The following is a 24480-nucleotide window of genomic DNA, read 5'->3' on the forward strand; positions in this document are numbered from 1 at the left end:
GCCAGTCGGAGGGGCCACTTCTCCCGTCTCGTCGGGGCTCGGGCGCCGTCGGGGCTGGGCGGGTCAGGGAGCGGTGACGACGCGCACCGGGACGGTGCGGAAGCCCGCGACGGGCGCGGTCTCGCGCTCGGCCGGCCGCGCGTCGTCGTGCACGACCGTGCCCGCGCGCAGGAGGCGGCGGACGAGGACGCGCAGCTCGAGCGTCGCGAGCAGGCGGCCCGGGCACACGTGCGGACCCGTCCCGTAGACGAGGTTGCGGTCGGCGTGGCCCTCCGGGTCGTACGCGGCCGGGTCGTCGAACGCCTCCGGGTCGCGGTTGGCCGCGCGCCAGTCGAGCACGACCTGCTCGCCCGCGGCGACGGGGCACCCGGCCACGACGGTGTCGCGCGTCGCGACGCGCCGATTGGACACGAACGGGTCGTCGAGGCGCAGGATCTCTTCGACCGCCGCGTCGAGCGCGGCGTCCGGGGCGTCGCGCAGGTGGCGCTGGTGCTCGGGGTGCTCGGTCAGCCAGTGCACGACGACGCCCGCGCACAGGGCGAGCGAGGACAGGTCTCCCCCGGTCCAGTTGCGCAGGATCGAGACGAGCTCCTCGTCCGTCCAGGCCGGGCGGCCGTCGTCGTGCTGGGCGAGCAGCCGGGCGGTGACGTCGGGACCGGTCGCGGGGTCGCGCTCCGGGCCGGTCGGTGCCGGTCCGGCCGTCGCGCCGGCGCGGCGCGCGTCGAGCAGGCCGCGGACGATGCGGTCGAAGCGCGCGGCGACACGACCCGTCCAGGCGCGGTCGCCGGAGCGGGTCGCGGCACGGTTCTCCGCGACCCAGTCGAGCAGCTCGGCCTCGAGGTCGGCGGGCCAGCCGAGCCACGCCGACTGGGCGCGCACGGCGTAGCGGGCGCCGAGCTCGACGGCGTCGAACGGGCCGCCCGCGACGTCGTCGACCAGCCCGGCGGCGAGGTCGTCGAGCACCGGGGCGAGCCACGCGAGCTCGTCCGGGGCGAAGAACGGGTCGAGGAGCCGGCGCGCCCGCGCGTGCTCCGCGCCGTCGAGCCCGTTGGGCACCTGCAGGTGGGCCGACGCCGCGCTGGAGAAGAGGACGGGGTCCTGCGCCGCCGCGACGACCTCGGCGTGCCGCCGCACGACCACCCTCCCCGCGCGGTCCCGCGTCCCCTGCGCCGTCCGGGTGTCGCTCACCTGTGGCCTCCTGTCGCGCCGTCCGCCCGGATCGGCCGGGCCCCTGCGAGCGTACGACCGCCCGAGTAGCGCCTCGCGGCGAACACCGCGAGGACGGGCACGACGTCCGCCCGACCCGGGACGAACGTCCTCGGTCGAACCCGGGGTCGCTCCCCACGACGGTGTCGCGGTGGGGAGCGGTCCCGGGTTCGCCGCGAGGGTCAGACCGTCTTGCGGGTGCGGCGGATGCCGATCCAGAGGCCGACGACGCACGTCACCGCCGCGGCGACGAAGCCCCACAGCACGTCGGGGTCCGCGAACCTCCCGGCGAGCAGCGCGCGCTCCGCGTCGACGATGTACGTCAGCGGGTTGAACAGCGCCGCCGTGCGCATCCACGCCGGGCCGGCCTCGAGCGGCAGCATCATCCCGGAGAGGATGAGCAGCGGGAAGAGCAACGACTGCTGGACGCCCCAGAACAGCCACTCGCGGTTCTTCGCGGCGAGCGCGAGCGCGATCGACAGCGCGCCCACGCCGATGCCGAACAGCCCGAGCAGCAGCAGCCCGACGAGCAGGTGCAGCGGGTAGAGCGTGAACCCGAACGGGACGCAGACGAGCGCGATGAGCAGGCCCTGCACGACGAGCGGCGCGAACTCCTTGAGCGAGCGGCCGACGAGGATCGCGGACCGATCGAGCGGCGTCGCGAGGACGCGCTCGTAGGAGCCGGTCATCATCTCGTACAGCAGGTTCGACCCGCTCATGGACGTGCCGAACAGCGAGATCATGACGATCACGCCCGGAACGAACCACTGCAGCGTCTCCGCCGTCGACCCGCCGCCCCCGGGCGCGCCGCCGCCGAACCCGCCGACCGCGCCCGTGAGGAGCGGGCCGAACAGGCCGAGGAAGATCAGCGGCTGCAGCAGCGAGAAGATCAGCGTGAACGGGTCGCGCAGGACGAGCAGGATCTCGCGCGTGAAGACGGCCCAGGTGTCGGCGAGGAACTTCGCGGCCCCGGTCCGCATCACCGCGTCGGTGCCGGGCGTCGTCCGGCTCGCCGGGGACGACAGATCGGTGCGCGTGCTCATGCGGCCTCCTCTCGCAGGCTGCGCCCGGTGAGGTTGAGGAACACGTCGTCGAGGCTCGCCTGCTTGAGCTCGGCCGAGCGCACGGCCAGGCCGCCGACGCGCAGCGCCTCGATGGCCTCGGGCAGCCGGTCGGCGCCGTGGGTCGTGGAGATCCGGACGGACACGACGCCGTCGGCGCCGCTCGTGGTCTCGACCTGGCCCACGTCCTCGGCGAGGGACGCGCGGACGCGGCCGACGACGTCGGGCACCGCGACCGGCCCTTCGCCGGGGACGCTGCTCCCGCCCGCCGCGGGGACCACCGCGAGCGTGATGACGTCGTCGGCGTGGCTGTGCTTGAGCGCGTCCGGCGTGGCGTCGGCGATGATCTCGCCGTGGTCGATGACGACGACGCGCTCGGCCATGCTGTCGGCCTCGTCGAGGTAGTGCGTGGTGAGGACGATCGTCATGCCGTACCGCTCGCGCATCGCGGCGATGTGCTCCCACAGGTTGGCGCGGGCGTGGGGGTCGAGGCCCGTCGTCGGCTCGTCGAGGAACAGCAGCGGCGGGTGGTTCATGAGCCCGAGCGCGACGTCGAGCCGACGCCGCTGCCCGCCGGAGAGCGACTGGACCGTGCGCTTCTCGAGCCCGCCGAGGTCGAGCGCGGCGAGCAGGTCGGCGGCGCGCCGCGCGTACTCGGCGGGCGGCAGACCGTAGAACCGGCCCTGGTTGTGCAGCTCGTCGAGCACGCGGTAGGAGTAGCCGCCGCCGTTGCCCTGGCCGATGAAGCCGATGCGGGAGCGGACCCGGGCCGGGTCGCGGGCGACGTCGTAGCCGGCGACCTCGGCGGTCCCGGCGGTCGGTTCGAGGAGGCTCGTCAGCATCCTCAGGGTCGTGGACTTGCCGGCCCCGTTGGGACCGAGGAAGGCGACGAGCTCGCCCTCCCGGACGTCGACGTCGATGCCCTTGACGGCTTCGACGGTCTCTTTCTTGCGATGGAAGGTCTTGGTCAGGCCACGGGCTCGGATCACCGGAGCCACCCTTTCGTACGCCGTACCGAAATTGAGGATCCACGTTAGCATACGGTGTACGGGAACAGGCAAGCCTTTGTCCCGCCGGGTTCCTCCGGGCGTGACGCGACCGAAGTCGGGGAGGATACGCACGTGACGACCGACCGCACCGACGAGCGCGACGGCGACCTCGCGCCGTCGGGCACCCCGCAGACCTCGCCCGCACCCCCGGAGCCGGAGGAGCCGGAGCGACCGCGCGGCGTCGTCGCGGCCGCGGACGCCGGGGTCGCCTCCGCTGTGCAGGCCGCGGAGCACGCACGGGCCCAGTTCACCGAGGTCGTCCGGACGCCCGAGATCACGCGCCGCCTCGCGCTCCTGTGGGACCCGCCCGCGCCCGCGACGCGCGGGCGCAAGCCGCGCCTCACCCTCGACGACGTCGTGAAGGCCGGGACCGCCGTCGCGCAGGAGGGCGGGCTCGACGCGCTGTCGATGCGACGCGTCGCGACCGAGCTCGGCGTCGGGGCGATGTCGCTGTACACCTACGTGCCCGGCCGCACCGAGCTCGTCGACCTCATGATCGACCGCGCGTACGCCGAGCTCGACCTGCCGGCGGCGGGAGCCCCGTGGCGGCCCGCGCTGGCGCAGTACGCGCACGAGCTGTGGAACCTGTACCTGCGCCACCCCTGGATCCTGCAGACCAACATGTGGCGCGCCCCGCTCGCGCCGCACGTCCTCGACGCCCAGGAGGCAGGGCTGCGCACGATCGTCGACACCGGCCTCTCCGAGCTCCAGGTCGTCGACACGCTCGGCCTCGTCGACAACTACGTCCAGGGCCTCGCGCGCGCCACGATCGCCGAGCGGACCGAGCGCGACGCGACCGGCGTCGGCAACGACGAGTACTGGACGACCCTCGGCAGCTTCTGGGAGGACTGGTTCGACGTCGAGCGCTACCCCGTCATGACCCGCGTCTACGTCGCGGGCGGGTTCGACGCCCCGCAAGGCCCGTTCGACGCGAGCCTCGACCGCCTCCTCGACGCCGTCGAGATGGCGATCGACCGCGCGAACACCCCCGAGCCGAGGTAGAGCCCTGGTCGGCCGAGGTAGAGCCCTGGTCGGCCGAGGTAGAGCCCCGGTCCGCCGACGTAGAGCCCTGGTCGGCCGAGGTAGAGGTCTGGTCGCACCGCGGTAGCGGCTGACGCGCGGGCGCCACCCCTGGCAGGATCGACCCATGGACCCCCGCGCCGGCACGCCCGCCCAGCCCAGCGACCTCATCGACGTCGACGCCGTGGTCGGCGCCTACTACGACCTCACCCCCGACGTGGACGACCCGGCCCAGAAGGTCGTGTTCGGCACGTCGGGCCACCGCGGGTCGAGCCTCGACCACGCGTTCAACGAGGCGCACATCGTCGCGATCACCGCGGCGATCGTCGAGTACCGCCGCTCGCAGGGCACGGACGGCCCCCTGTTCATCGGGCGCGACACGCACGCGCTGTCGCTCCCGGCGTGGCAGACCGCGCTCGAGGTCCTCGTCGCCGCGGGCGTGCAGACGTACGTCGACGCGCGCGACTCGTTCACCCCGACTCCCGCCGTCTCGCAGTCGATCCTCCTGCACAACGAGGCGACGACGGTCGACGGCGTCCGCACCACCGGGCCCGGGCTGGCGGACGGGATCGTCGTGACGCCGTCGCACAACCCCCCGCGCGACGGCGGCTTCAAGTACAACCCGCCGCACGGCGGCCCCGCCGGCTCGGAGGCGACCGGCTGGATCGCGGACCGCGCCAACGAGATCCTGCGCGACGGCGTCGCGAGCGTCCGGCGCGTACCGCTCACCCAGGCGCTCACGTCCGAGCACGTGCACAAGCACGACTTCCTCACCACCTACGTCGACGACCTCGCGAACGTCCTCGACCTCGACGCGATCCGCGACTCCGGCGTGCGGATCGGCGCCGACCCGCTGGGCGGCGCGTCGGTCGAGTACTGGGGCGAGATCGGCGAGCGATACGGGCTCGACCTCACGGTCGTCAACCCGCAGGTTGACCCGCGGTGGGCGTTCATGACGCTCGACTGGGACGGCAAGATCCGCATGGACTGCTCCTCGCCGTACGCCATGGCGTCGCTCGTCGCGGGAATGACCGGCGACTCCGGCGACGCCGAGGGCGGCGCGCCGTTCGACGGCGCGACCGGGAACGACGCCGACTCCGACCGCCACGGGATCGTCACGCCCGACGCCGGGCTCATGAACCCCAACCACTACCTCGCCGTCGCGATCCAGTACCTCTACGGCGGCGCGCGCGAGGGCTGGCGCGACGACGCCGCGATCGGCAAGACGCTCGTGTCGTCCGCGCTGATCGACCGGGTCGCGGGCGGCCTCGGGCGGCGCCTCGTCGAGGTGCCGGTCGGGTTCAAGTGGTTCGTGCCCGGCCTGCTCGACGGGACCGTCGGGTTCGGCGGCGAGGAGTCGGCCGGGGCGTCGTTCCTGCGCAAGGACGGCCGCGTCTGGTCGACCGACAAGGACGGCCTCCTCCTCGCGCTGCTCGCGTCGGAGATCATCGCGACGACGGGTCGCACGCCGTCCGAGCACCACCGCGACCTCGTCGAGCGCTACGGCGAGTCCTGGTACGCGCGCGTCGACGCGCCCGCCACGCTCGAGGAGAAGGCCACGCTCGGCAAGCTCTCGCCCGAGCAGGTCACCGCGACCGAGCTCGCGGGCGAGCCGATCACCGCCAAGCTCACGAACGCGCCCGGCAACGACGCCCCGATCGGCGGGCTCAAGGTGACGACCGAGAACGCGTGGTTCGCGGCCCGGCCGTCGGGCACGGAGAACGTCTACAAGATCTACGCCGAGTCGTTCGTCTCCGCCGAGCACCTGACCCAGGTCCAGGCCGAGGCGAAGGACGTCGTCTCCGCGGCTCTCGGGAGCTGACGGCCCGACCGGGCCAGAGTCCGGGCACGACCGGAACGGTCCGACGCATCGAGCATCGTGCCGTGACCTGGCATGATCGGGTCGCTCGCGACGACAGGGGGATGACGAGATGACGGATGCGGACGCCGTGCTGGACGGCATCGAGGTCTGGGCGATGGGGACGATGCGGGTCGAGCTCGCCGACGGGAAGACGGTCAACGCCGGCAAGCGGGCCCCGCTCCTCGCCCGCGTCGACCGTGCCACCGGCCGGGTGGAGCTCTACGTGGACGAGGACGGGCTGGACGCGCTGACCCGCTGACGCCGGCCTCGATACGGACCGCGCCGGAGCGCGCCGCCGTCGGTTCCGGTGGAACCGACGGCGGCTCAGGACGTCTGACGGCGTTCGCGGGCGTCCCACGTGTCGGTCGCGACGCGCTGGGCGTCGCGGAGCGCGCGGGCGGGGTCTACGCCCTTGGGGCAGACCTGCGTGCACGCGCCGACCTGGATGCACGGCCAGGCGCCGAACTCGGTGTCGAGGACGTCGGCGCGGTCGAGCTCGCCCGCGTCGCGCGAGTCCTCGTCCCAGCGGCGCGCCGTCGCGACGACGGCCGGGCCGAGGAAGTCGGGCGCGACGTCGAGCTGCGGGCACGCGGCGTAGCAGAGCATGCAGTCGATGCACTCGGCGAAGCCCTTGAACGCGGCGAGCTCGCCCGGCGTCTGCCGGTGGCCCGACGCCGGCCCGACCGCACGCAGCACGTCGCCGCCGTCCGGCGTCCGCGAGCCGTCGACGTCCTCGCCGACCTCGACCCCGGGGCCGGCCCCGGCCTCGGCTCCGACCGAGGGCGGGTCGACGAGCGGGAGGCGCGTGGCGCCGTCGGGCACGAGCCAGGGCTGGACGGCGGCGAGCTTGCCGAGGAAGGTGTCGGTGTCGACGACGAGGTCGCGGAGCACCTCGGCGTGCGCGAGCGGCTCGACGACGAGGCCGGACGTGCGGTAGCCGCGCACGAACGTCTCGCACCCGAGCACCGGGCGGCCGTTGACCATGACGCCGCAGCTCCCGCAGACCGCCATCTTGCACGACCACCGGAACGTCAGCGTGGGGTCGGCGTGGTCCTTGACCCACTGGAGCGCGTCGAGCACGGAGGTGCGGTCGTCGTAGGGCACGTCGAACACGTCCCGCCGCCCGGTGCCCGCGCCGTCGGGCGACGTCCGCGCGACCTCCAGCCGCACCCTGCGCCCCTCGACCGGCGACTCTGCCTCGCTCACGACCCCGCCCCCTCGTCCGCCGAGAACGACATGGGGGTCGTTCTCGGGCTCTTTCCGACCCTCAGGTCGTGTTCGGCGCCCACGGGGTGGGGCGCGGCGACCGCAGCCACGGGGACGTGCTCTACCTCCAAGGCACCGTCCACGCCCAGCCGGGTCTCCGAGTGGTGCGCCACCGGCTCGCGCTCCGGGAAGTCCAGGCGCTGGTGCGCGCCGCGGGACTCCTCGCGCGCGAGCGCGGCAGCGACGGTCGCGTGCGCGACGAGCAGGGTCGCGCCGAGCTCGACGGTCGTCGCCCAGTCGGTGTTGAGCACGGCGCTCGTGTCGGCGACGCGCACGTCGGCGTACCGGGCGCGGAGGTCCTCGACCGCCGCGAGCGCCCGCCGCAGCCCGTCGGCGTCACGGTAGATCCCGGCGTCGGCGTCGAGGACGCGCCCGAGCTCGGCCCGGATCGCGGCGGGCGGCTCGGTCCCGCGGCCCCGCATCGCGAGGTAGCCGTCGGCGATCTCGGCGGCGCGGTCGACCACCGCCCCGTCCGCCGACGCCGGACCGACGCCGGCCCCGGCACCCGCCGCGCCGCCGTCGGCCCCCGGGTGCCCGACCGACCGCGCCCACGCGAGCGCCGCCTCGCCCGCCGCGCGCCCGACGACGAGGGTCTCGACGAGCGAGTTGGACCCGAGCCGGTTGGCGCCGTGCAGACCCGTGGACGCGCACTCCCCCGCGGCGAACAGCCCGGCGACGGCGGTCGTGCCGCGCGCGTCGGTGCGGATGCCGCCCATCGTGTAGTGCGCCGTCGGGCGGACGGGGACGGGCTCGGTCGCCGGGTCGACGCCCGCGAACTGTCGGGCGAGGCCGGTCACGAGCGGCAGCCGCTCGGCGAGGCGTTCCTTGCCCAGGTGGCGCAGGTCGAGCAGGACGACGCCGCCGTCGGGCGTCGGGATGGTGCGGCCGTCGCGGTCGGCGTGCCAGAACGCCTGCGAGAGCCGGTCGCGCGGCCCGAGCTCCATGGTGCGCGCCACCGGCGCCCCGACGGGCGTCTCCGGGCCGAGCCCGTAGTCGGCGAGGTAGCGGCGGCCGTCGGCGTCGAGCAGCACGCCGCCCTCGCCGCGGGCGGCCTCCGTGAGCAGGATGCCGCTGCCCGGCAGGCCGGTCGGGTGGAACTGGAGGAACTCCATGTCGCGCAGCGGCACGCCCGCCCGCAGCGCCATCGCGGTGCCGTCGCCCGTGCAGATGCCCGCGTTCGTGCTGGTCCCCCACGCACGCGCCGAGCCGCCCGTCGCGAGGACCACCGCGGGCGCTTCCAGGAGCAGCGGCTCGCCGCGGTGCTGGTCGTGCACGACGACGCCACGCACCCGCGTGTCCGGCCCGCCCGGGGCGTCGACCACGAGGTCGAGCACGTGGTGCTCGTCGTACCGTCGGACCGGGCCGTCCGCGCCCGAGTAGCGCAGCGACGTCTGGAACAGGGTGTGGAGCAGGTGGAAGCCGGTCTTGTCGGCCGCGAACCAGGTGCGCGCCCGGCTCATGCCGCCGAACCGGCGGACGGCCACGTCGCCGTCGTCCGTGCGCGACCACGGCAGGCCCCAGCGCTCCAGGCGGTACAGCTCGCCCGCCGCGCGCTCGACGACGAACCGGACGGACTCCTCCTCGCACAGCCCCGCGCCGCCGGCGAGGGTGTCGGCGACGTGCTGCTCGAGCGAGTCGTCGTCGCCCACGACGCCCGCGGCCCCGCCCTCCGCGGCGACGGTGTGCGAGCGCATCGGGTAGACCTTCGAGACGAGCGCGACGACGGGCGAGCGGCGGTCGTCCTGGCCCGCGGCCTCCGCGATCGCGAGCGCGGCACTGAGACCTGCGCCACCGCCACCCACGACGACGACGTCGGCGCGCTCGACCCGCAGGGCACTCACGCGCACCCCCACGGTGCGGAGGTCGCGGGGCGAAAGCGCAGGTCCGCGCACGCGAGAGGGGTCGGGGAGAAGGAGCGGCGAGGCATAGGGGAAGGGTCCTCGCGCCCCGGCCGCGGCGCAACAGGCGAAGGTCCCGGGCCGTCTCATGGGCACCGCTCCCCATCGAAGCGCGCGCTCGTCTGTGGGTAAGGTCCGTCCGGCACCTCTCCCCGACACCCGGAGCTCACCATGCGTCCCGTCCGTTCCGCCGCACGTCTGACCGTCGCCGCCGCGCTCGCGCTCGGCCTCACCGCGTGCACCATCAACGTCGGCGGCGACACGCCCGAGACGCCGACGCCGGACGAGACGTCCGCCGAGGAGACCGCGCCGGTCGACGACGCGGAGGAGGTCGACGACGCCGCGGCGGAGGAGACCGGCTCGAGCGGCGAGCTGCCCGACTGGGCGAACCCCGTCACGAACCCGGGCGAGCAGATCTCGACCTTCAACGTGGGCGACGTGCGCATCGACGTCTACCAGGTGGGCGTCACGCAGGCGACGAAGGACGGCCTGTTCGTCGACCCGGAGAACAACCTGCCGATCATCGCCGAGGGCGACGACATCGTCTTCGTCAACTACGTCATCACGAACGAGGGCGCGCCGATCGACCTCGGCTCGAGCCTCGTGAGCATCGACGAGCGCTACGACGACTGGCCCTACATGCAGGGCATGGACACCATCGTCGACGACGAGCTGTACGAGGCGCAGGGCGTGAACGACGACGGCATGGCGCCGGGCGCGTACCGCGAGCCGACCGTCTACACGTTCGGCACCGGCCAGTCCTACTCGTACGCGACGAACTTCCGCTACCAGCCGGGCTCGCCCATCACGTTCGACGGCACGATCGTCCCGGTCGACGCCGAGGGCGAGCTGCTGCACGACGAGCGCATGGAGGGCGAGGGGACCGGCACCATCTCCTGACCCCTGGCGAACCCTCGCCGGTTCGCTGCCGCGCGCGAGCGCCCTGGTCCCTCGGGACCGGGGCGCTCCGTCGTCCCACCGGCGAGCGTCGCACCGCCGCCGGGTGTCGCCTCACCGCCGCGTGAGGTCCGCGTAGTCCGGGTGGCGCTCGATGTACGCGCGGATGAACGGGCACAGCGGGACGACGCGCTCCCCCGACGCCCGGACCTGGTCGAGCGCACCGACGGCGAGCGCGGAGCCGACGCCCTGGCCCTCGAACGCGGGGTCGACCTCGGTGTGCGTGAAGATCACCTTCCCCGGCTCGCGGACGTAGGCGGCGAACCCGGCGACGACGCCGTCGTCGGTGCGGGCCTCGAAGCGGTCGCCCTCGTCGGTGACGGTGACGGTCGTGGCGCGGGGTGCGGGGATGTCGGTCATGGCGCCCATCGTCGCCGCCGCACGGCCGTCGGACAACCGGCGCGGACCAGGCGGGCCACGTGGCGAGACGGTCGTCACGTCCGGCCGCGCGCCGCGAATTCGCTACCGGGCGGGCGGCTTCCGGGTGCGACACTGAGACGGTGGTCCAGGATTCTCCGTCGCGCGCTGACGACCCCGAGCACCCCGAGCACCGGCGGGACGACCTGACGACCGACGGGACGACGTCGGGCACCCCCGCGGAGGCCGGGACGACGTCCCGGAACCCCTACCGCGCCGTGCTCGCGCTGCCCGGCGCGTGGCGGTTCTCCGCCGCGGCGCTCGTGGCGCGCCTGCCGATGTCGATGGTCGGCATCGGCACGATCCTCATGATCCAGGGCATCTACGGCGAGTACGCGCTCGCGGGCCGGGTCGCGGCGGCGCTCGTCGTCGCGCAGGCGATCGTGTCGCCGCAGATCGCGCGGCTGGTGGACCGGACCGGCCAGCGCGTCGTCATGCTGCCGATGCTGGCGTCCGCGACGGTCGGCCTGGGCGGGCTCATCCTGTGCGCGGTGCTGCGCGCGCCCGAGTGGACGCTCTACGCGTTCGCGGCGCTCGCCGGCGCGACGCAGGGGTCGTACGGGTCGATGGTCCGCGCGCGCTGGACCCACACGGTGCCCGACGCGCGTCGCCTGCACACCGCCTACTCGCTCGAGTCGGCGCTCGACGAGCTCGTGTTCGTCGTCGGCCCGGTGCTCGCGACCGTGCTCGCGACGAGCGTGTCGCCGTCCGCGGGGCTTCTCGTGCCGCTCGTCGCGGCGGTCGTCGGCGGGCTCTGGTTCCTGTCGCAGCGCGCGACCGAGCCGCCGGTCGTGGTCCCGGAGCCCGGCGTGAAGCAGCGCTCCGCGATGCGGTCGGCCGGGATGATCGTGCTCGCCGTGATCTTCGTGGCGATGGGCATCGTGTTCGGCGCGACCGACGTGTCGACCATCGCGTTCGCCGAGGAGCAGGGGCAGAAGGGCGCGGCCGGGCTGATCCTCGCCGTCTTCGCCATGGGCTCGCTCATCTCCGGCCTCGTGTACGGCGCGCGGCACTGGGTGTCGCCGCTGTGGCGCCGGTTCGTCATCGGGATCGTCGCGCTCGCCGCGGGTGTCTCGCTGTTCTTCTTCGTCACCTCGATCCCGGTCCTCGCCGCGGTGATGTTCGTGACCGGGTTCGCCATCGCGCCCACGCTCATCAACGGCAACAACCTCGTCCAGAACCTCGTCGCGCCGAACCAGCTCACCGAGGGCCTCGCCTGGGTCGGCACGTCGCTCGGCGTGGGCGTGTCGATCGGGTCGTCCGTCGCGGGGTCGCGCATCGACGCGGGCGGCGCGCACGCCGGGTTCGAGGTCGTCGTCGCGGCCGCGGCGCTCGCCGTCGTGCTCGTGCTCGCCGCGCTCCGGTCGCTGCGCCGCAGCGCCGACCGCGAGGACGTCACGGACGGCACGCCCGCCCACTGACGCGGGGTACCGCGAGACGATCGACGTCGAGGCCCCCGAGGACGACGGACGGGACGGCCCGGCCTCAGATGATGCCGAGGTAGCTCTGCACGGTCCGCTCGAGCGCGTCCAGGTCGTCTCGAAGAAGGAAGTCGACCGGCTCCCCGACGACGTAGTCGGTGTCGATCGCACGGAGCTGGTCGACGAGGAGCACGGTCTCCTGGCCGGCGATCTCGAGGACGGGCCGGAAGATCGCACGCTGCGCGTTCGTCGAGGTCGGCACGATCGTCGCGACGGACCACGGCATGTTCGTCGGGGACAGGACCACCCCGTACCGCCGACCGCCCTGCTCGTGGCCCCGGGGGTCACCGAGGTCGACGCGGTAGACGGCGCCGCGGATCACCAGGCGTCCGGCTCGTCGTCGAGGTTCTCGTGGGCGAGATTCTCCGCATCGACGCGGGCCTGGTCGACCCACTTCTCGTGCGCGACCAGGTGCAGGCCACGGCGGACGGCGTCGCTGGCGGTGACGCCTTCGTCGCGGAGGCGGTCGAGGATCCGGCGCTCCTCGGGGGTGGGTCGGAAGGTGACGGAGTCGCGCTTCGCCGAGGCGCCCTCGCCCTTCCCGGCCCGCGGGGTCCCCCCGGCAGGCACGTTCTTCCCGCCCCGCGAGGTCGAGCCTCGGGGGGTCGTTCTCTCGTGCGCGGTGCTTCGGGTTCTCATCGCCATGATCACGACACTACGCCTTCTGTCCCACATTTGTCAGACACGGCCCGGCTCGACTGACGCCCGCACGTCCTCTCAGCGTCGCCCCCTCGGGTCGACGAGCACTCCGATCGGCGGGGTCCACGACGCCGCTGGTCGCGCCATCCGTCAGGCCGGGTCGGTACCCGAGAGGTGGGCGCGCTCGCCCTCCTGGTCGAAGATCGTGAGGATCTCGACCGGGCCCTCGTGCGCGCCGAACGAGTGCGGCACCATCGTCGAGAACTCGGCCGCCTGGCCCTCCTGCACGAGGATCCGGCGGTCGGCGAGGTAGACGACGGCCGTCCCGGACAGGACCGTGAACCACTCGTGACCCGGGTGGACGCGCTGGTGCTCCGGGCCGACGGCGCGCTCGGGCGTCAGGCGCATCTTCGCGACCATCGTCCCGGGACGGTCGCGGGACAGCAGCCACGTCGTCTCCCCCGGGCGGCGCTGCGGCTCGGGCCGGATGACCACGTCCTCGTCGTCGACCGGCTCGACGAGCTGGTCGAGCGTCGTGCCGAGCGCGCGGGCGATCGGCACGAGCTGGTCGAGCGCGATCCGTCGGTGCCCGGTCTCGAGGCGGCTGAGCGTCGACGGGCTGAGGAAGCACCGCGCCGCGAGCGCGTCCAGGGTCCAGCCGCGCACGAGGCGCAGCCCGCGGATGCGCTGGCGGACGACGGCGTCCAGATCGACTTCTTGCGTCATGAGCAAGATCCTATGCCTCCGGCGCAGAACCGTCCTACCGTGGAGACATGGACTCCCCCGCGAACCACGGCGCGCACCACCACGGCCACGACCACGCTGTCGGGCTCGGGCATGCCACCGGGCACGGGCATGCCGCGGGCCACGCGCACGACGGCCACGAGCACGACGGCCACGGGATGGCCGAGCTGCTCGAGCTCGACGCGTCCGTGTTCGGCGGGCTGCTCGACCAGGCCGTCGCGGTCGCGGTCGAGCACGCACCGGCCCCCACGCGCGTCGTCGTCGACCTCGGTGCCGGGACCGGCACCGGGACGCGCGCCCTCGCCCGCGCGTTCCCCGACGCGGAGGTCGTCTCCGTGGACGCGGACCCCGCGATGCTCGAACGGCTGCGAGACGGGCTCGCCGGTCCCGGGCTCGAGGCACGCGTGCGCACCGTCGAGGCCGACCTCGACGCCGGGTGGCCCGACGTCGGCGCCGCCGACGTCGTGTGGGCGTCCGCGTCGCTGCACCACGTCGCGGACCCGGCGCGCGTTCTGCGCGACGCCCACGACGCGCTCGCTCCCGGGGGCCTGCTCGTCGTCATCGAGATGACGGCGACGTCGCCCGTCCTGCCCGACGACGCGGCGCACGCCGACCTGGCCGCGCACCTCGAGAGCGCGATGGCCCACGCCGGCTGGAACCGCTACCCCGACTGGACGCCCTACCTGACCGACGCCGGGCTGGAGGTCGTCGACCGGCGCGCGCCGACCGCCGTCGTGCCGGCGGGACCGGACGCGTCCCGCTGGGCGCACGCCACCGCCGCGCGCCGGCGCGAGCACCTCGCGGAGCACCTCGACCCCGCCGACCTCGCCGCGCTCGACGCGGTGCTCGCGGCGACCGACGACCCCTCGACGCACACCGTCGGAGCGCGCGGCGGCCGCATCGTCTGGGCCGCCCGCCGACCCCGCTGAGCGCGTGACACAGTCGCCGTCCGGGCCGATCCCCGCGACTCGTTCACGCACTCGGCGAAGCCCCCGTCACTGCTGAGGAGAGCCATGACCGCCACCACCTCCACCCCTGACCACCACACCTACGACGTCGCGATCGTCGGCGGCGGGCCCGCCGGGCTGAGCGCCGCGGTGACGCTCGCGCGGTCGCTGCGCTCCGTCGTCGTGCTCGACGCCGGCGAGCCGCGCAACGCGCCCGCGGAGGGCGCGCACAACCTGCTCGGGCGCGAGGGCGTCCCCCCGCGCGAGCTGCTCGCCGCGGGTCGCGCCGAGGCCGAGGGCTACGGCGCCGAGGTCCGCGCCGCGCGCGTCGCCCACGCGAGCGGCGACGTCGAGTCCGGCTTCACGCTCACGCTCGACGACGGCGGGACGGTCCGCGCGCGCCGCGTGCTGCTCGCGACCGGCCTCGTCGACGAGCTGCCCGACGTCCCGGGCGTGCGGGAGGGCTGGGGCGCGACCGTGCTGCACTGCCCGTTCTGCCACGGGTGGGAGGTGCGCGGGCAGCGGATCGCGGTCCTCGCGACCGGCCCGGCGGCGGCGCACCAGGTGCTGCTGTTCCGCCAGCTCACGCCGCACGTCACGCTCTTCCAGCACACCGCCCCCGAGCCCGACGACGCCACGTGGGAGCAGCTCTCGGCGCTCGGCGTGCGCGTGGTCGAGGGCGAGGTCGCGCGCCTCGACGTCGAGGGTCGGGCCGTGCGGTCGGTCGTCCTCGCGGACGGGACGTCGTTCGCGGTGGACGCGGTCGTCGTCGGGCCCCGGTTCGTCGCGCGCGGCGAGCTGTTCGAGCAGCTCGGCGGGTCGCTCGAGGACCACCCGGCCGGCCGGTTCGTGCCCGCCGACCCGCGGGGCATGACCGCCGTCCCAGGCGTCTGGGCGGCCGGCAACTCGAGCGACCTCATGGCCCAGGTGGGCGCGTCGGCGGCGGCCGGCGTCATGGCGGGCGCGGGGATCCACGGCGAGCTCGCCCAGGCCGACGCGGCGCTGGCCGTGGCGCGCCGCCGCACCCCGTTCGCGGCGCACGCCGAGCCCGCGGTCTGAGCCCCCCACGATCAACCCGCCGAACCCGGGGTTGTTCCCCAGGATCGTGCCGAACCCGGGAACAACCCCGGGTTCGGCACCGTGGGGTGCGCGGCGGGCGTGACGCACGAGACGTCGGCTCGCGCTGCGGCGCGCGCAGGCCCGGCGCACGATGGAGGACGAACCCCAGCCCAAGCCGTGGAGGTACGTCATGCCGTTCGGAATCGGTCGCTCCCCCGTCGACAAGCGCAACCGGACGGTCGCGGACCTGCTCGTCGCGCAGCTCATCGAGGCGGGGGTGCGGCGGATCTACGGCATCGTCGGTGACAGCCTCAACCCCGTGGTCGACGCGGTGCACCGGTCCAACGCGGGCGAGAACGCGGGCAAGGGGATCGAGTGGATCCACGTGCGCCACGAGGAGGCGGCGGCGTTCGCGGCGGCCGCGGAGGCCGAGGTCACGGGCAGCCTCGCGGTGTGCGCGGGGTCGTGCGGGCCGGGGAACCTCCACCTCATCAACGGCCTGTACGACGCCAACCGGTCACGCGTGCCCGTGCTCGCCATCGCGAGCCACATCCCGAGCAAGCAGATCGGCACCGGGTTCTTCCAGGAGACGCACCCCGACCGTCTGTTCACCGAGTGCTCCGTCTATTCGGAGATGATCTCGAGCGCCGACCAGGCGCCGCGCGTCATCAACTCCGCGATCCACCACGCGTACGGCGCCCGCGGCGTCTCCGTCCTCACGCTCCCGGGCGACGTCGCCGACCTCGACGCCCCGGCCGCCGTGCCCGACGTCGCGTGCCGGCCCGCTCCCCCGCGCGTCGTCCCCGACGCGACCGCCGTCCAGCAGCTCGCGGACGCGATCGACGCCGCGAAGAAGGTCACGATCTTCGCGGGCGCGGGTGTGCGCGGCGCGCACGACGACGTGATCGCGCTCGCCGACAAGATCGCCGCGCCCGTGGGCCACTCGCTGCGCGGCAAGGAGTTCATCCAGTACGACAACCCGTTCGACGTCGGCATGTCCGGCCTCCTCGGCTACGGCGCCGCGTTCGACGCCATGCACGACTGCGACCTCCTCGTGCTGCTCGGCACCGACTTCCCGTACGACCAGTTCCTCCCGGAATCGGTCCGCACGGCCCAGGTCGACGTCGACCCGACGCACCTCGGGCGGCGCACGCGCCTCGACCTCGCCGTCGTGGGCGACGTCGGCGAGACGGTGCGCGCGCTCCTGCCGCTCGTGAAGAAGGCGCGGTCGCGCAAGTTCCTCGACGCGATGGTCGCCAAGCACGAGAAGGCGATGACGGGCGTCGTCGGGGCGTACACCAAGAAGGTCGAGCGCACGACGCCGATCCACCCCGAGTTCGTCGCCGACACGCTCGACCAGGTGGCCGCCGACGACGCGGTGTTCACCGTCGACACGGGCATGTGCAACGTGTGGGCGGCGCGGTACATCACGCCCAACGGGAAGCGCCGCGTCATCGGGTCGTTCATCCACGGGTCGATGGCCAACGCGCTCCCCCACGCCATCGGCGCCGCCGCTTCGCAGCCCGGCCGGCAGGTCGTCGCCATGGCCGGGGACGGCGGCCTCTCGATGCTGCTCGGCGAGCTCGTGACGCTCAAGCACTACGACCTGCCGGTCAAGGTCGTCCTGTTCGACAACGCGAGCCTCGGCATGGTGCGCCTCGAGATGCTCGTCGACGGGCTGCCGATGTTCGGCACCGAGTCGCCGCACGTGGACTACGCCGCGGTCGCGAACGCGATCGGCATCCCCGCGGTGCGCGTGGAGAAGCCCAAGGACCTGCGCCGCGCGCTCCAGGACGCGCTGCACCGCCCCGGGCCGGCGCTCGTCGACGTCGTGACCGACCCCCGCGCGCTCTCGATCCCGCCGAACATCACCGCGGGCCAGGTGCGCGGGTTCGCGGTCGCGATGAGCAAGGAGATCCTCGGCGGCGGCATGGGCGAGGTCGTGTCGATGGCGCGCGCGAACCTGCGCAACGTGCCGCGCCCGTAGCCGGACGCGTCCCGGCGGGGCGAACGCCGGACGGCCGTCGCCCCGCCCGTCGGCGCGCCGCTAGGCTCGCGCGGTGCTCACCAAGACGTCGGTCACGCACGACCAGCTCGCCGCGATCGTGGCCCCGCTCGGCGAGGCCGTGCGGAGCGAGGCGCTGAGCGGGGGGATGTTCGCGAGCGTCTTCGCCGTAGACCTCGCCCCGCGCCCCGGCGGGGACGCGCCCGACGGCGCGCCCGTGCGCGTCGTCGTCAAGGTCACCGGGGCGGACACGTCGCGCCTGCTGCGCTACGAGCACGGGATCCTCACCACGGAGGACGCCGCGTACCGGGCCGCGCACGCGGCCGGGCTGCCCGTCCCGCGCGTCCTGCACGCCGACCTCACGCGCGAGCACGTCGACGGCGACGCGCTCGTCGTCACGTTCCTCGACGGCGCCCTGTGGAGCGGGCGCGAGCTCGACGCCGCGGCCACCGCGGTCGTGCGCCGCGGGCTCGGGTCGTTCATGGCCCGGCTGCACGGCATCACGGGCGACCGGTTCGGGTACCCGGCCCCGGCGTCGGACCTGGCCGCGGCGACGTGGGCCGACGCGTTCGCGCGCATGGTCGGGGCTGTGCTCGACGACGCGCGCCGGTGGGGCGTGGAGCTCCCCGAGGCCCGGGTGCTCGACGCCGTCGCGCGCCACCGCGACCTGCTCGCCCGGGTGACGGTCCCCCGGCTCGTGCACGCGGACCTGTGGCCGGGGAACGTGCTGCTCGGCCGCGCCGACGACGGCGCGGCCGTCGCCGACGTCGACGCGGGACCCACGATCGTCGGCGTGCTCGACGCCGAGCGGTCGCTGTGGGGCGACCCGCTGTTCGAGCTCGCGGGTGCGGACCAGCTCGGGACCGGACCGGTCGACCCCGACCTCCTCGCGGGCTACGCCGCCGCGGGCGGCGACCTCGGCCTGGGCGACGGCACCCCGGGGTCGGGCGACGCCGACGCGTGGACGCGGCTGCGGCTGTACCGGGCGTACCTCGCGTGCCTGCTCGTCGTCGAGGTCGTGCCGCGCGCCTACGAGGGCGACTGGGTCGAGGGGTACGCCGCGACCGCGCGGGCGAACCTCGGTCGGATGCTGGACGCCCTGGGGTCCTGACCCCAGGGCCCCTCGTGCGCGCCGCCGCCCGGGGACGACGACGCGCACGACGGGACACGCCGGTCACGGCGTCGCGAGCGCCTCCGTCGGGGCGAGGCGCGCGGCACGGACGGCCGGGTAGAGGCCCGCCGCGGCACCGATCACGACCGTCGCGCCCACGCCCCCGAGCGCGACGACGAGCGGCACCGCGACGGGCCAGCCCTGCGAGCCGGCGTAGCCGGCCGTGATGGCGTACCCGATCGCGACGCCCGCCGCGCCGCCGAGCGCCGAGAGCACGAGCGACTCCACGAGGAACTGGCCCCGGACCTGCCCTCGTGTGGCCCCCAGCGCACGCCGCAGCCCGATCTCCGCCCGGCGCTCGAGCACCGAGATCACCATCGTGTTGGCGACGCCGATCCCGCCGACCAGCAGCGCCACGGCGCCGAGCCCGAGCAGCAGCCCCGTGAACGTCCGGTCGGTCGCCTCCTGGGCGGCGAGCGCGTCCGACGGGCGCGAGACGTCCACCTCGTTGGGCGCCGCCGGGTTGGCCGTCTGCCCGAGCACGGCCCGCACCTGCTCGACCGCGGCCTCGTGGGTCCGGGTGTAGATGCGCGTCGGCTTCCCGTCCCAGTCGAGGTACGTGGCGGCCGCGTCGCGCCCGACGAGGACGGCGAGGTCCATCTCGGGGGCGAGCGGCACCGGGTCGAGGATTCCGACGACCGTGAACCAGCGGTCTCCGACCCACACCTGGACGTCGGGCCGCGGCTCGGTGATGCCCAGCCGCTCCGCGGTCTTGTGGCCGAGGACGACGGCAGGGAACCGTCCCGTGGCCTCCGTCAGCCAGGAGCCGTCGCGCACGCGGCCCCCGACGGTGTCGAGGAGGTCGAGGTCGGCGGCGTACACGCCGATGCCCCCGGACTCCTCCTCGGGGACGAGGTCGCTCCGGTACGCGTGCGCGTCGAGCCGCCCCACGGACGTCGCGGAGAGCACCGGTCCGATGCGCCGCACCATGTCGACGGACTCCTCGGGCAGCGTGGCGTCCTCGCCGAACAGGGTCTGGCCCGGGGCGACGGTGAGCAGGTTCGTGCCCAGCGCCTCCAGGGTCCGGTCCAGCTCGGCGCGCGACGACGTGGAGATCCCGACGACCGCGACCATCGCGGCGATCCCGATCGCGATGCCCAGCGCCGACAGCACCGCGCGCAGGGGCCGCGTGCGCAGCCCCGTGGCGCCCACGCGCAGGAGGTCCACGGGCCGCAGCCGCGCCGGCCTCAGCACGCCTCCTCCGCATTCGCCGAGGCGGCGGCGAGCGGCACGGGGCTTCCAGGTCCGGCGTCGTCCACCACGCCGCCGTCGCGCATCACCACCTGCCGGGGCAGCGACGCGGCGAGCTCCCGGTCGTGCGTGATGACGAGGACCGTCGTGCCGTCGCGGTGCAGGCCGCGCAGCACGTCCATCACACCCCGCCCCGACGCCGTGTCGAGCGCGCCGGTCGGCTCGTCCGCGAGCAGCAGCGGCGGCTCCCCGACGACCGCGCGCGCGATGGCGACGCGCTGCTTCTCCCCGCCCGACAGCTCGTGGGGGCGGTGGTCGAGGCGGTGCGCGAGGCCGACCCGCTCCAGCGCCTCGGCCGCGCGCCGACGGCGTTCGCGCCGCCCGACCCCGCGGTACAGGAGCCCGTCGGCGACGTTGTCGAGCGCCGAGACGCCCGCCGCGAGGTGGAACTGCTGGAACACGAAGCCGATCCGGCTCGCGCGCAGCGCCGACAGCTCCCGGTCCGTGAGGTCGGCGACGAGGAAGCCGTCGACCAGCACGCGGCCCGACGTCGGGCGGTCGAGGGTGCCGATGACGTTGAGCATCGTCGACTTCCCCGACCCCGACGGGCCCACGATGGCGGCGAGCTCGCCGCGCGCGACGTCGAGGTGCACGTCGTGCAGCGCGGTGACCCCGCCGGGATAGGTCCGGGAGACGTCGTGGAGCGTGACGACGGGCGAGTCGTCCCTCATGACGGCACCACGACGGTGTCGCCCTCGGCCAGCTCGCCCGTGACCTCGACGCGGCCGTCCGCGAACATGCCCGTCCCGACCGCCACGATCCGGCCCGGTCCCGACGCGCCGTCGTCCACGACCTCGACGCCATAGCCGCCCTCGGCGAGCGCGAGCAACGCCGCCACCGGGACCGTCAGCACGTCGGCGCGCTCCGCCGACACGAGCTCGACCTTCACCGGGCCGTCCTCGGCGGCGTCCGCGCCGTCGACGAGCACCACGGTGACCGGGACCGTCGTCGACTCCGAGCCCGGGACCCCGCTCGGGTCCTCGCTCGTCTCGGGCGGACCCACCGCGGTGACCGTGCCGTCCACCGTCGTCCCGTCGGGGAGCCGGACCGAGACCGTCGCGCCCTCGACCGCGAGCTGCCGCTGGTCGAGGTCCAGGTCGACGACGACGGACCGCTCCGTCCCGGTCGTGGCCACGAGCTCGGGGCCGGCCGGCGCGCCGAGCGGCACCGCGTGCTCCGCGACCCGGAGCGGCCCTGGCTGGACGAGGACCAGGTCCGGCCCGAGCCGGCCCGTCCGCTCGACCCCCAGGTCCTTCTGCCACTGCCGGACCGCCGCGCTCGTCCGGTCCGTGAAGCGGTCGTCCTGGGTGAACCCCCCGTAGCCGAGGGCGGCGAGGTTCGCCTCGAGCTGGCGCACGTCCTCCCCGCGCGCCCCCGGCCCGAGGTCGCGGTACATCGGCAGGTCGCCCACCAGCAGGACGACGGGCCGCTCGTCGACGCGGAAGAGCGGCTCGCCCCGCCCGACGACGGTGCCCACGTCGGGGAGCCACGTGACCGTCCCACCGCCCTGGGTGCCGTGCACGGCGGTCTCGCCGTAGCCGAGCGTGCCCTTCTCGCTCGTCCGCTCGACGAGGGTCTCGCGCGTGACGGTCGCGGTCTCGCGCGCGGCCGTCGCGCCGGGGTCGTCGGGCCCGGAGTCGCGCCCGGGCCCCCAGAGCGCGAAGGCCGACGCCGCGAGCAGCGCCACGGCGGTCGCGCTCCCCGCCACGACGGTGCGGCGTGCCCGTCCGCCCGGCCGCCTCACTCGTCGGCCCCGAGCATCGGCGCCGCCTCGTCGCACGCCTCGATCGCGGCCTGGAACTCCTCGTCGCCCGCGGGCATCGCCGGCATCGCGACGGCACCGCCCTCGGGGTCCGGGTCGGGCATGTCGACGCCGTGGTCGCGCATGCACTGCGCGTACTCACGCATCGCCTCGAGGTCCTCGGGGCTCATCTCCACCGGCTCGCCGCCGTTCGGGAGGAACTCCTTGCACGCCTCGAACGCGGCATCGACGTCGGCGGGGTCGGTGCCGTCGCCGCCGAGCGTGACGGCCATCCCGCCGCCCTCGGTGTCCGGGTCGGGCATGTCGACGCCGTTGTCCCGCATGCACGCGGCGAACTCGAGCGCGAGCTCGTCGTCGTCGAGGTCCGCCGCCGCGTCGTCGCCCCCGCCCGGGGCCCCGGTCGTCCCCGAGTCCTCGGACGTCCCGGAGCCGTCGACGCTCGCGACGTCGGGGCCGTCGTCGACGGGTCCGCACGCCACGAGGGCGAGCAGGGGAACCAGCGCGAGCAGGGCGCGTGCCGCTCCGGCCGGTCGTCGGGTGCGTGCAGTCATGGTGGCTCCTGTCCTGGGAGGTCTGGGTGACGCGTCCCAGGACATCCGGATCGCCGTGAGGCAGCCGTGAGCGCGGCACCTCACAGAGACCTCACAGGGGTGCGGCCCACCATCGTCGCCATGCGGGTACTGGTGGTGGAGGACGAGGAGCTCATCGCGGACGCCGTCGCGACGGGCCTGCGCCGCGAGGCGATCGCCGTCGACGTCGCGCTCGACGGGCGCGCCGCGATGGACCGCGTGGGCGTGCACGACTACGACGTGGTCGTGCTCGACCGCGACCTGCCCGGCGTCCACGGCGACGACGTCTGCCGCGCGATCGTCACCTCGGGCCTCGACGCGCGGGTCCTCATGCTCACCGCGGCCGCGGACGTCCGCGACCGCGTCGACGGGCTCGACCTGGGCGCGGACGACTACCTCGCGAAGCCCTTCGCGTTCGTCGAGCTGCTCGCTCGGGTCCGCGCGCTCGGGCGGCGAGCCCGCCCGGCCGCGCCCCCGGTCCTGGAGCGGGCCGGGCTCCGGCTCGACACGACGCGGCGCGAGGTCTATCGGGACGGACGGTACGTGCCGCTCGCCCGCAAGGAGTTCGGCGTCCTCGAGGAGCTCTTGCGCGCCGACGGCGGGGTCGTGTCCGCCGAGCAGCTCCTGGAGAAGGTGTGGGACGAGAACATCGACCCGTTCACGGGCGTCGTGCGGTTCACGATGATGCAGCTGCGCAAGAAGCTGGGCGATCCCGGGCTCGTCGAGACCGTGACCGGCGTCGGGTACCGGGTCCCGTGAGGGCGCGCCTCACGCTCCGCGCCCGGCTCACCCTCGTCTACGGCGGCGCGTTCGCACTGGCCGGGGCCGTGCTGGTGACGGTCATGTACGTCCTCGTCGCCGCGGCGATCGACCGCCAGCCGCTCGACACCGTGGGGATCGCCGCCTACGAGGTCACGTACGGGACGACGGCACCCCTCGCCACGGCCGCACCGCTGAGCGGCGCCCCGGCACGCACGACGACCGGGACGACCGCACCTGCCGAGGCGATCCTCGACTCGCCGATCGACTCGTGGGCCGCCGTGCAGGCGACCGACGCCGAGACGCTCCAGGACGTCCGCGATCTCGTCGTGGCCCAGAACCGCGAGGCCCGTGACGCGACCCTCGGCTCGGTGCTCCTGTGGTCCGTCGTCGCGCTCGCGGTGATCGGCGTGCTCGCGGTGGCGTTCGGCTGGGTCATGGCCACGCGGGTCCTGGCTCCGCTGCACCGGGTCACGGCGACGGCGCGCCGGGTGGCCGAGAACAACCTCCACGAGCGCATCGCGCTCGACGGTCCGGAGGACGAGATGAAGGACCTCGCGGACACCTTCGACGAGATGCTCGACCGCCTCGACCGCTCGTTCGACGGGCAGCGGCGCTTCGTCGCGAACGCGTCGCACGAGCTCCGCACGCCCCTGACCATCAACCGGACCGTGCTGGAGGTCGCGCTCCAGGACCCGGACGTGCCCGCTCCGACCCGCCACCTGGGGAACACCCTGCTCGCCGTCAACGCGCGGCACGAACGGCTCATCGAAGGGCTGCTGACGCTCGCTGCCGCGGACCAGACACCGGGCGAGCGTTCTCCCGTCGACCTCGCCGAGGTCGTGGACCAGGTCCGGCGCGCCTCGGCCGCGACGGCGCGGGACGCGGGCGTCGAGCTGCGGGTCGTCCCGGACGGCGGCGCCGGGACCGTGCCCGACGGCGGCGGCGCCACGACGTCCGGCGACCCGGTCCTGCTCGAGCGCCTCGTGCAGAACCTGGTCGACAACGCCGTCCGCCACAACGATCCCGGCGGGTTCGTCGAGGTGTCCGCGCGCCGCGTCGACGGGACGGTCGAGGTGCGGGTCGAGAACTCCGGGCCGGTGGTCCCGTCCTCCGCGGTCGAGTCGCTGTTCGAGCCCTTCCGGCGGCTCGGCCGCGACGGCGCCGCGGCGGACCGCAGCGCGGGCTTCGTCCGGGGCGGTGTCGGGCTCGGGCTCTCCATCGTCCGGTCGGTCGCTTCCGCCCACGACGGCACCGTGCAGGCCGTGCCGCGCGACGGGGGCGGGCTCGTCGTGCGCGCCCGGTTCGCCGCGGCCTGACGGGCGCCGCGAGAGGCGCCTGAGGACGGGGAGTGCTCC

At 74.8% G+C, this 24480-nt stretch carries 24 protein-coding genes; 11 read left to right on the plus strand and 13 right to left on the minus strand.

The window, feature by feature from the left end:
• Positions 1-63: 63 nt before the first annotated feature.
• The 3 genes from ABWU78_RS11905 to ABWU78_RS11915 form a co-directional block, all read right to left on the minus strand.
• Positions 64-1188: a cytochrome P450 gene (locus ABWU78_RS11905; protein WP_439158498.1), complete on the minus strand. Its 1125-nt coding sequence runs from the start codon at positions 1186-1188 to the stop codon at positions 64-66.
• A gap of 200 nt (positions 1189-1388) precedes the next feature.
• Positions 1389-2249: an ABC transporter permease gene (locus ABWU78_RS11910; protein WP_374614844.1), complete on the minus strand. Its 861-nt coding sequence runs from the start codon at positions 2247-2249 to the stop codon at positions 1389-1391.
• Positions 2246-3256 (minus strand): ABC transporter ATP-binding protein, encoded by a 1011-nt coding sequence (locus ABWU78_RS11915; RefSeq protein ID WP_439158499.1) that lies wholly within the window; start codon positions 3254-3256, stop codon positions 2246-2248. Before ABWU78_RS11915 ends, ABWU78_RS11910 begins: the two co-directional genes overlap by 4 nt.
• A 132-nt stretch (positions 3257-3388) precedes the next feature.
• Here ABWU78_RS11915 and ABWU78_RS11920 point away from each other — a divergent pair, with 132 nt between their 5' ends.
• From ABWU78_RS11920 to ABWU78_RS11930, 3 genes are all read left to right on the plus strand, one after another.
• On the plus strand, positions 3389-4318 hold the full coding sequence (locus ABWU78_RS11920; protein WP_439158500.1) for a TetR/AcrR family transcriptional regulator: 930 nt from the start codon (positions 3389-3391) through the stop codon (positions 4316-4318).
• 145 nt (positions 4319-4463) lie between these two features.
• Positions 4464-6158, plus strand: a complete 1695-nt coding sequence (gene pgm / locus ABWU78_RS11925; RefSeq protein ID WP_439158501.1) for a phosphoglucomutase (alpha-D-glucose-1,6-bisphosphate-dependent) — start codon at positions 4464-4466, stop codon at positions 6156-6158.
• A 109-nt stretch (positions 6159-6267) separates the two neighbouring features.
• Positions 6268-6456: a hypothetical protein gene (locus tag ABWU78_RS11930; protein WP_439158502.1), complete on the plus strand. Its 189-nt coding sequence runs from the start codon at positions 6268-6270 to the stop codon at positions 6454-6456.
• 65 nt (positions 6457-6521) lie between these two features.
• Here the strand turns inward: ABWU78_RS11930 and ABWU78_RS11935 are convergent, their stop codons facing one another.
• Complete coding sequence (locus tag ABWU78_RS11935) at positions 6522-7403, minus strand: 2Fe-2S iron-sulfur cluster-binding protein (protein ID WP_439158503.1); 882 nt, start codon at positions 7401-7403, stop codon at positions 6522-6524.
• Positions 7400-9304 (minus strand): FAD-binding protein, encoded by a 1905-nt coding sequence (locus tag ABWU78_RS11940; protein WP_439158504.1) that lies wholly within the window; start codon positions 9302-9304, stop codon positions 7400-7402. The genes ABWU78_RS11935 and ABWU78_RS11940 overlap by 4 nt, the downstream gene beginning before the upstream one ends.
• Before the next feature lie 228 nt (positions 9305-9532).
• Between ABWU78_RS11940 and ABWU78_RS11945 the strand changes: the two genes are divergently transcribed.
• On the plus strand, positions 9533-10261 hold the full coding sequence (locus tag ABWU78_RS11945) for a hypothetical protein (RefSeq protein ID WP_439158505.1): 729 nt from the start codon (positions 9533-9535) through the stop codon (positions 10259-10261).
• Positions 10262-10372: 111 nt separating this feature from the next.
• On the opposite strand, the gene ABWU78_RS11950 is transcribed toward ABWU78_RS11945, so the two are convergent.
• The gene (locus ABWU78_RS11950; RefSeq protein WP_439158506.1) at positions 10373-10678 is read right to left on the minus strand and encodes a GNAT family N-acetyltransferase; all 306 of its coding nucleotides are present in this window, start codon (positions 10676-10678) and stop codon (positions 10373-10375) included.
• Positions 10679-10881: 203 nt separating this feature from the next.
• Between ABWU78_RS11950 and ABWU78_RS11955 the strand changes: the two genes are divergently transcribed.
• Positions 10882-12156 carry an MFS transporter gene (locus tag ABWU78_RS11955; protein ID WP_439158543.1) on the plus strand — a complete coding sequence of 425 codons (1275 nt, stop codon included), beginning with the start codon at positions 10882-10884 and terminating at the stop codon, positions 12154-12156.
• Between the two features lie 64 nt (positions 12157-12220).
• On the opposite strand, the gene ABWU78_RS11960 is transcribed toward ABWU78_RS11955, so the two are convergent.
• The 3 genes from ABWU78_RS11960 to ABWU78_RS11970 form a co-directional block, all read right to left on the minus strand.
• A complete protein-coding gene (locus ABWU78_RS11960) occupies positions 12221-12538 on the minus strand; it encodes a type II toxin-antitoxin system PemK/MazF family toxin (protein WP_439158507.1) in 318 nt (105 codons plus the stop codon).
• Positions 12535-12786, minus strand: a complete 252-nt coding sequence (locus ABWU78_RS11965) for a hypothetical protein (RefSeq protein WP_141389897.1) — start codon at positions 12784-12786, stop codon at positions 12535-12537. Before ABWU78_RS11965 ends, ABWU78_RS11960 begins: the two co-directional genes overlap by 4 nt.
• Positions 12787-13005: 219 nt before the next feature.
• Complete coding sequence (locus ABWU78_RS11970; protein ID WP_439158508.1) at positions 13006-13581, minus strand: helix-turn-helix domain-containing protein; 576 nt, start codon at positions 13579-13581, stop codon at positions 13006-13008.
• Positions 13582-13628: 47 nt separating this feature from the next.
• On the opposite strand from ABWU78_RS11970, the gene ABWU78_RS11975 reads away from it, so the two are divergent.
• The 4 genes from ABWU78_RS11975 to ABWU78_RS11990 all read left to right on the plus strand — a co-directional run bounded on the left by ABWU78_RS11975 (position 13629) and on the right by ABWU78_RS11990 (position 18721).
• The gene (locus ABWU78_RS11975) at positions 13629-14528 is read left to right on the plus strand and encodes a class I SAM-dependent methyltransferase (protein ID WP_439158509.1); all 900 of its coding nucleotides are present in this window, start codon (positions 13629-13631) and stop codon (positions 14526-14528) included.
• Positions 14529-14612: 84 nt separating this feature from the next.
• Positions 14613-15605 (plus strand): NAD(P)/FAD-dependent oxidoreductase, encoded by a 993-nt coding sequence (locus ABWU78_RS11980; protein ID WP_439158510.1) that lies wholly within the window; start codon positions 14613-14615, stop codon positions 15603-15605.
• 190 nt (positions 15606-15795) lie between these two features.
• The gene (locus ABWU78_RS11985; RefSeq protein WP_439158511.1) at positions 15796-17592 is read left to right on the plus strand and encodes a pyruvate dehydrogenase; all 1797 of its coding nucleotides are present in this window, start codon (positions 15796-15798) and stop codon (positions 17590-17592) included.
• Positions 17593-17665: 73 nt separating this feature from the next.
• Positions 17666-18721, plus strand: coding sequence for a phosphotransferase family protein (locus tag ABWU78_RS11990; RefSeq protein ID WP_439158512.1), 1056 nt, complete (start codon positions 17666-17668; stop codon positions 18719-18721).
• Positions 18722-18784: 63 nt separating this feature from the next.
• Here ABWU78_RS11990 and ABWU78_RS11995 read toward each other — a convergent pair whose 3' ends face one another.
• The 4 genes from ABWU78_RS11995 to ABWU78_RS12010 are packed head-to-tail and all read right to left on the minus strand — an operon-like array spanning position 18785 to position 22345.
• A complete protein-coding gene (locus ABWU78_RS11995; RefSeq protein ID WP_439158513.1) occupies positions 18785-19975 on the minus strand; it encodes an ABC transporter permease in 1191 nt (396 codons plus the stop codon).
• Entirely contained in the window at positions 19969-20703 is a 735-nt protein-coding gene (locus ABWU78_RS12000) for an ABC transporter ATP-binding protein (RefSeq protein ID WP_439158514.1), read from the minus strand. The genes ABWU78_RS11995 and ABWU78_RS12000 overlap by 7 nt, the downstream gene beginning before the upstream one ends.
• On the minus strand, positions 20700-21740 hold the full coding sequence (locus tag ABWU78_RS12005; protein WP_439158515.1) for a peptidoglycan-binding protein: 1041 nt from the start codon (positions 21738-21740) through the stop codon (positions 20700-20702). Before ABWU78_RS12005 ends, ABWU78_RS12000 begins: the two co-directional genes overlap by 4 nt.
• Before the next feature lie 32 nt (positions 21741-21772).
• Positions 21773-22345, minus strand: a complete 573-nt coding sequence (locus ABWU78_RS12010) for a hypothetical protein (RefSeq protein ID WP_439158516.1) — start codon at positions 22343-22345, stop codon at positions 21773-21775.
• 120 nt (positions 22346-22465) lie between these two features.
• Between ABWU78_RS12010 and ABWU78_RS12015 the strand changes: the two genes are divergently transcribed.
• Together ABWU78_RS12015 and ABWU78_RS12020 are read left to right on the plus strand one after the other, a co-directional pair.
• Positions 22466-23122: a response regulator transcription factor gene (locus ABWU78_RS12015; RefSeq protein ID WP_439158517.1), complete on the plus strand. Its 657-nt coding sequence runs from the start codon at positions 22466-22468 to the stop codon at positions 23120-23122.
• The gene (locus ABWU78_RS12020) at positions 23119-24441 is read left to right on the plus strand and encodes an ATP-binding protein (RefSeq protein ID WP_439158518.1); all 1323 of its coding nucleotides are present in this window, start codon (positions 23119-23121) and stop codon (positions 24439-24441) included. The genes ABWU78_RS12015 and ABWU78_RS12020 overlap by 4 nt, the downstream gene beginning before the upstream one ends.
• Positions 24442-24480: the final 39 nt, after the last annotated feature.

The organism is Cellulosimicrobium sp. CpK407, from assembly GCF_051844275.1.
GTDB lineage: Bacteria > Actinomycetota > Actinomycetes > Actinomycetales > Cellulomonadaceae > Cellulosimicrobium > Cellulosimicrobium cellulans_G.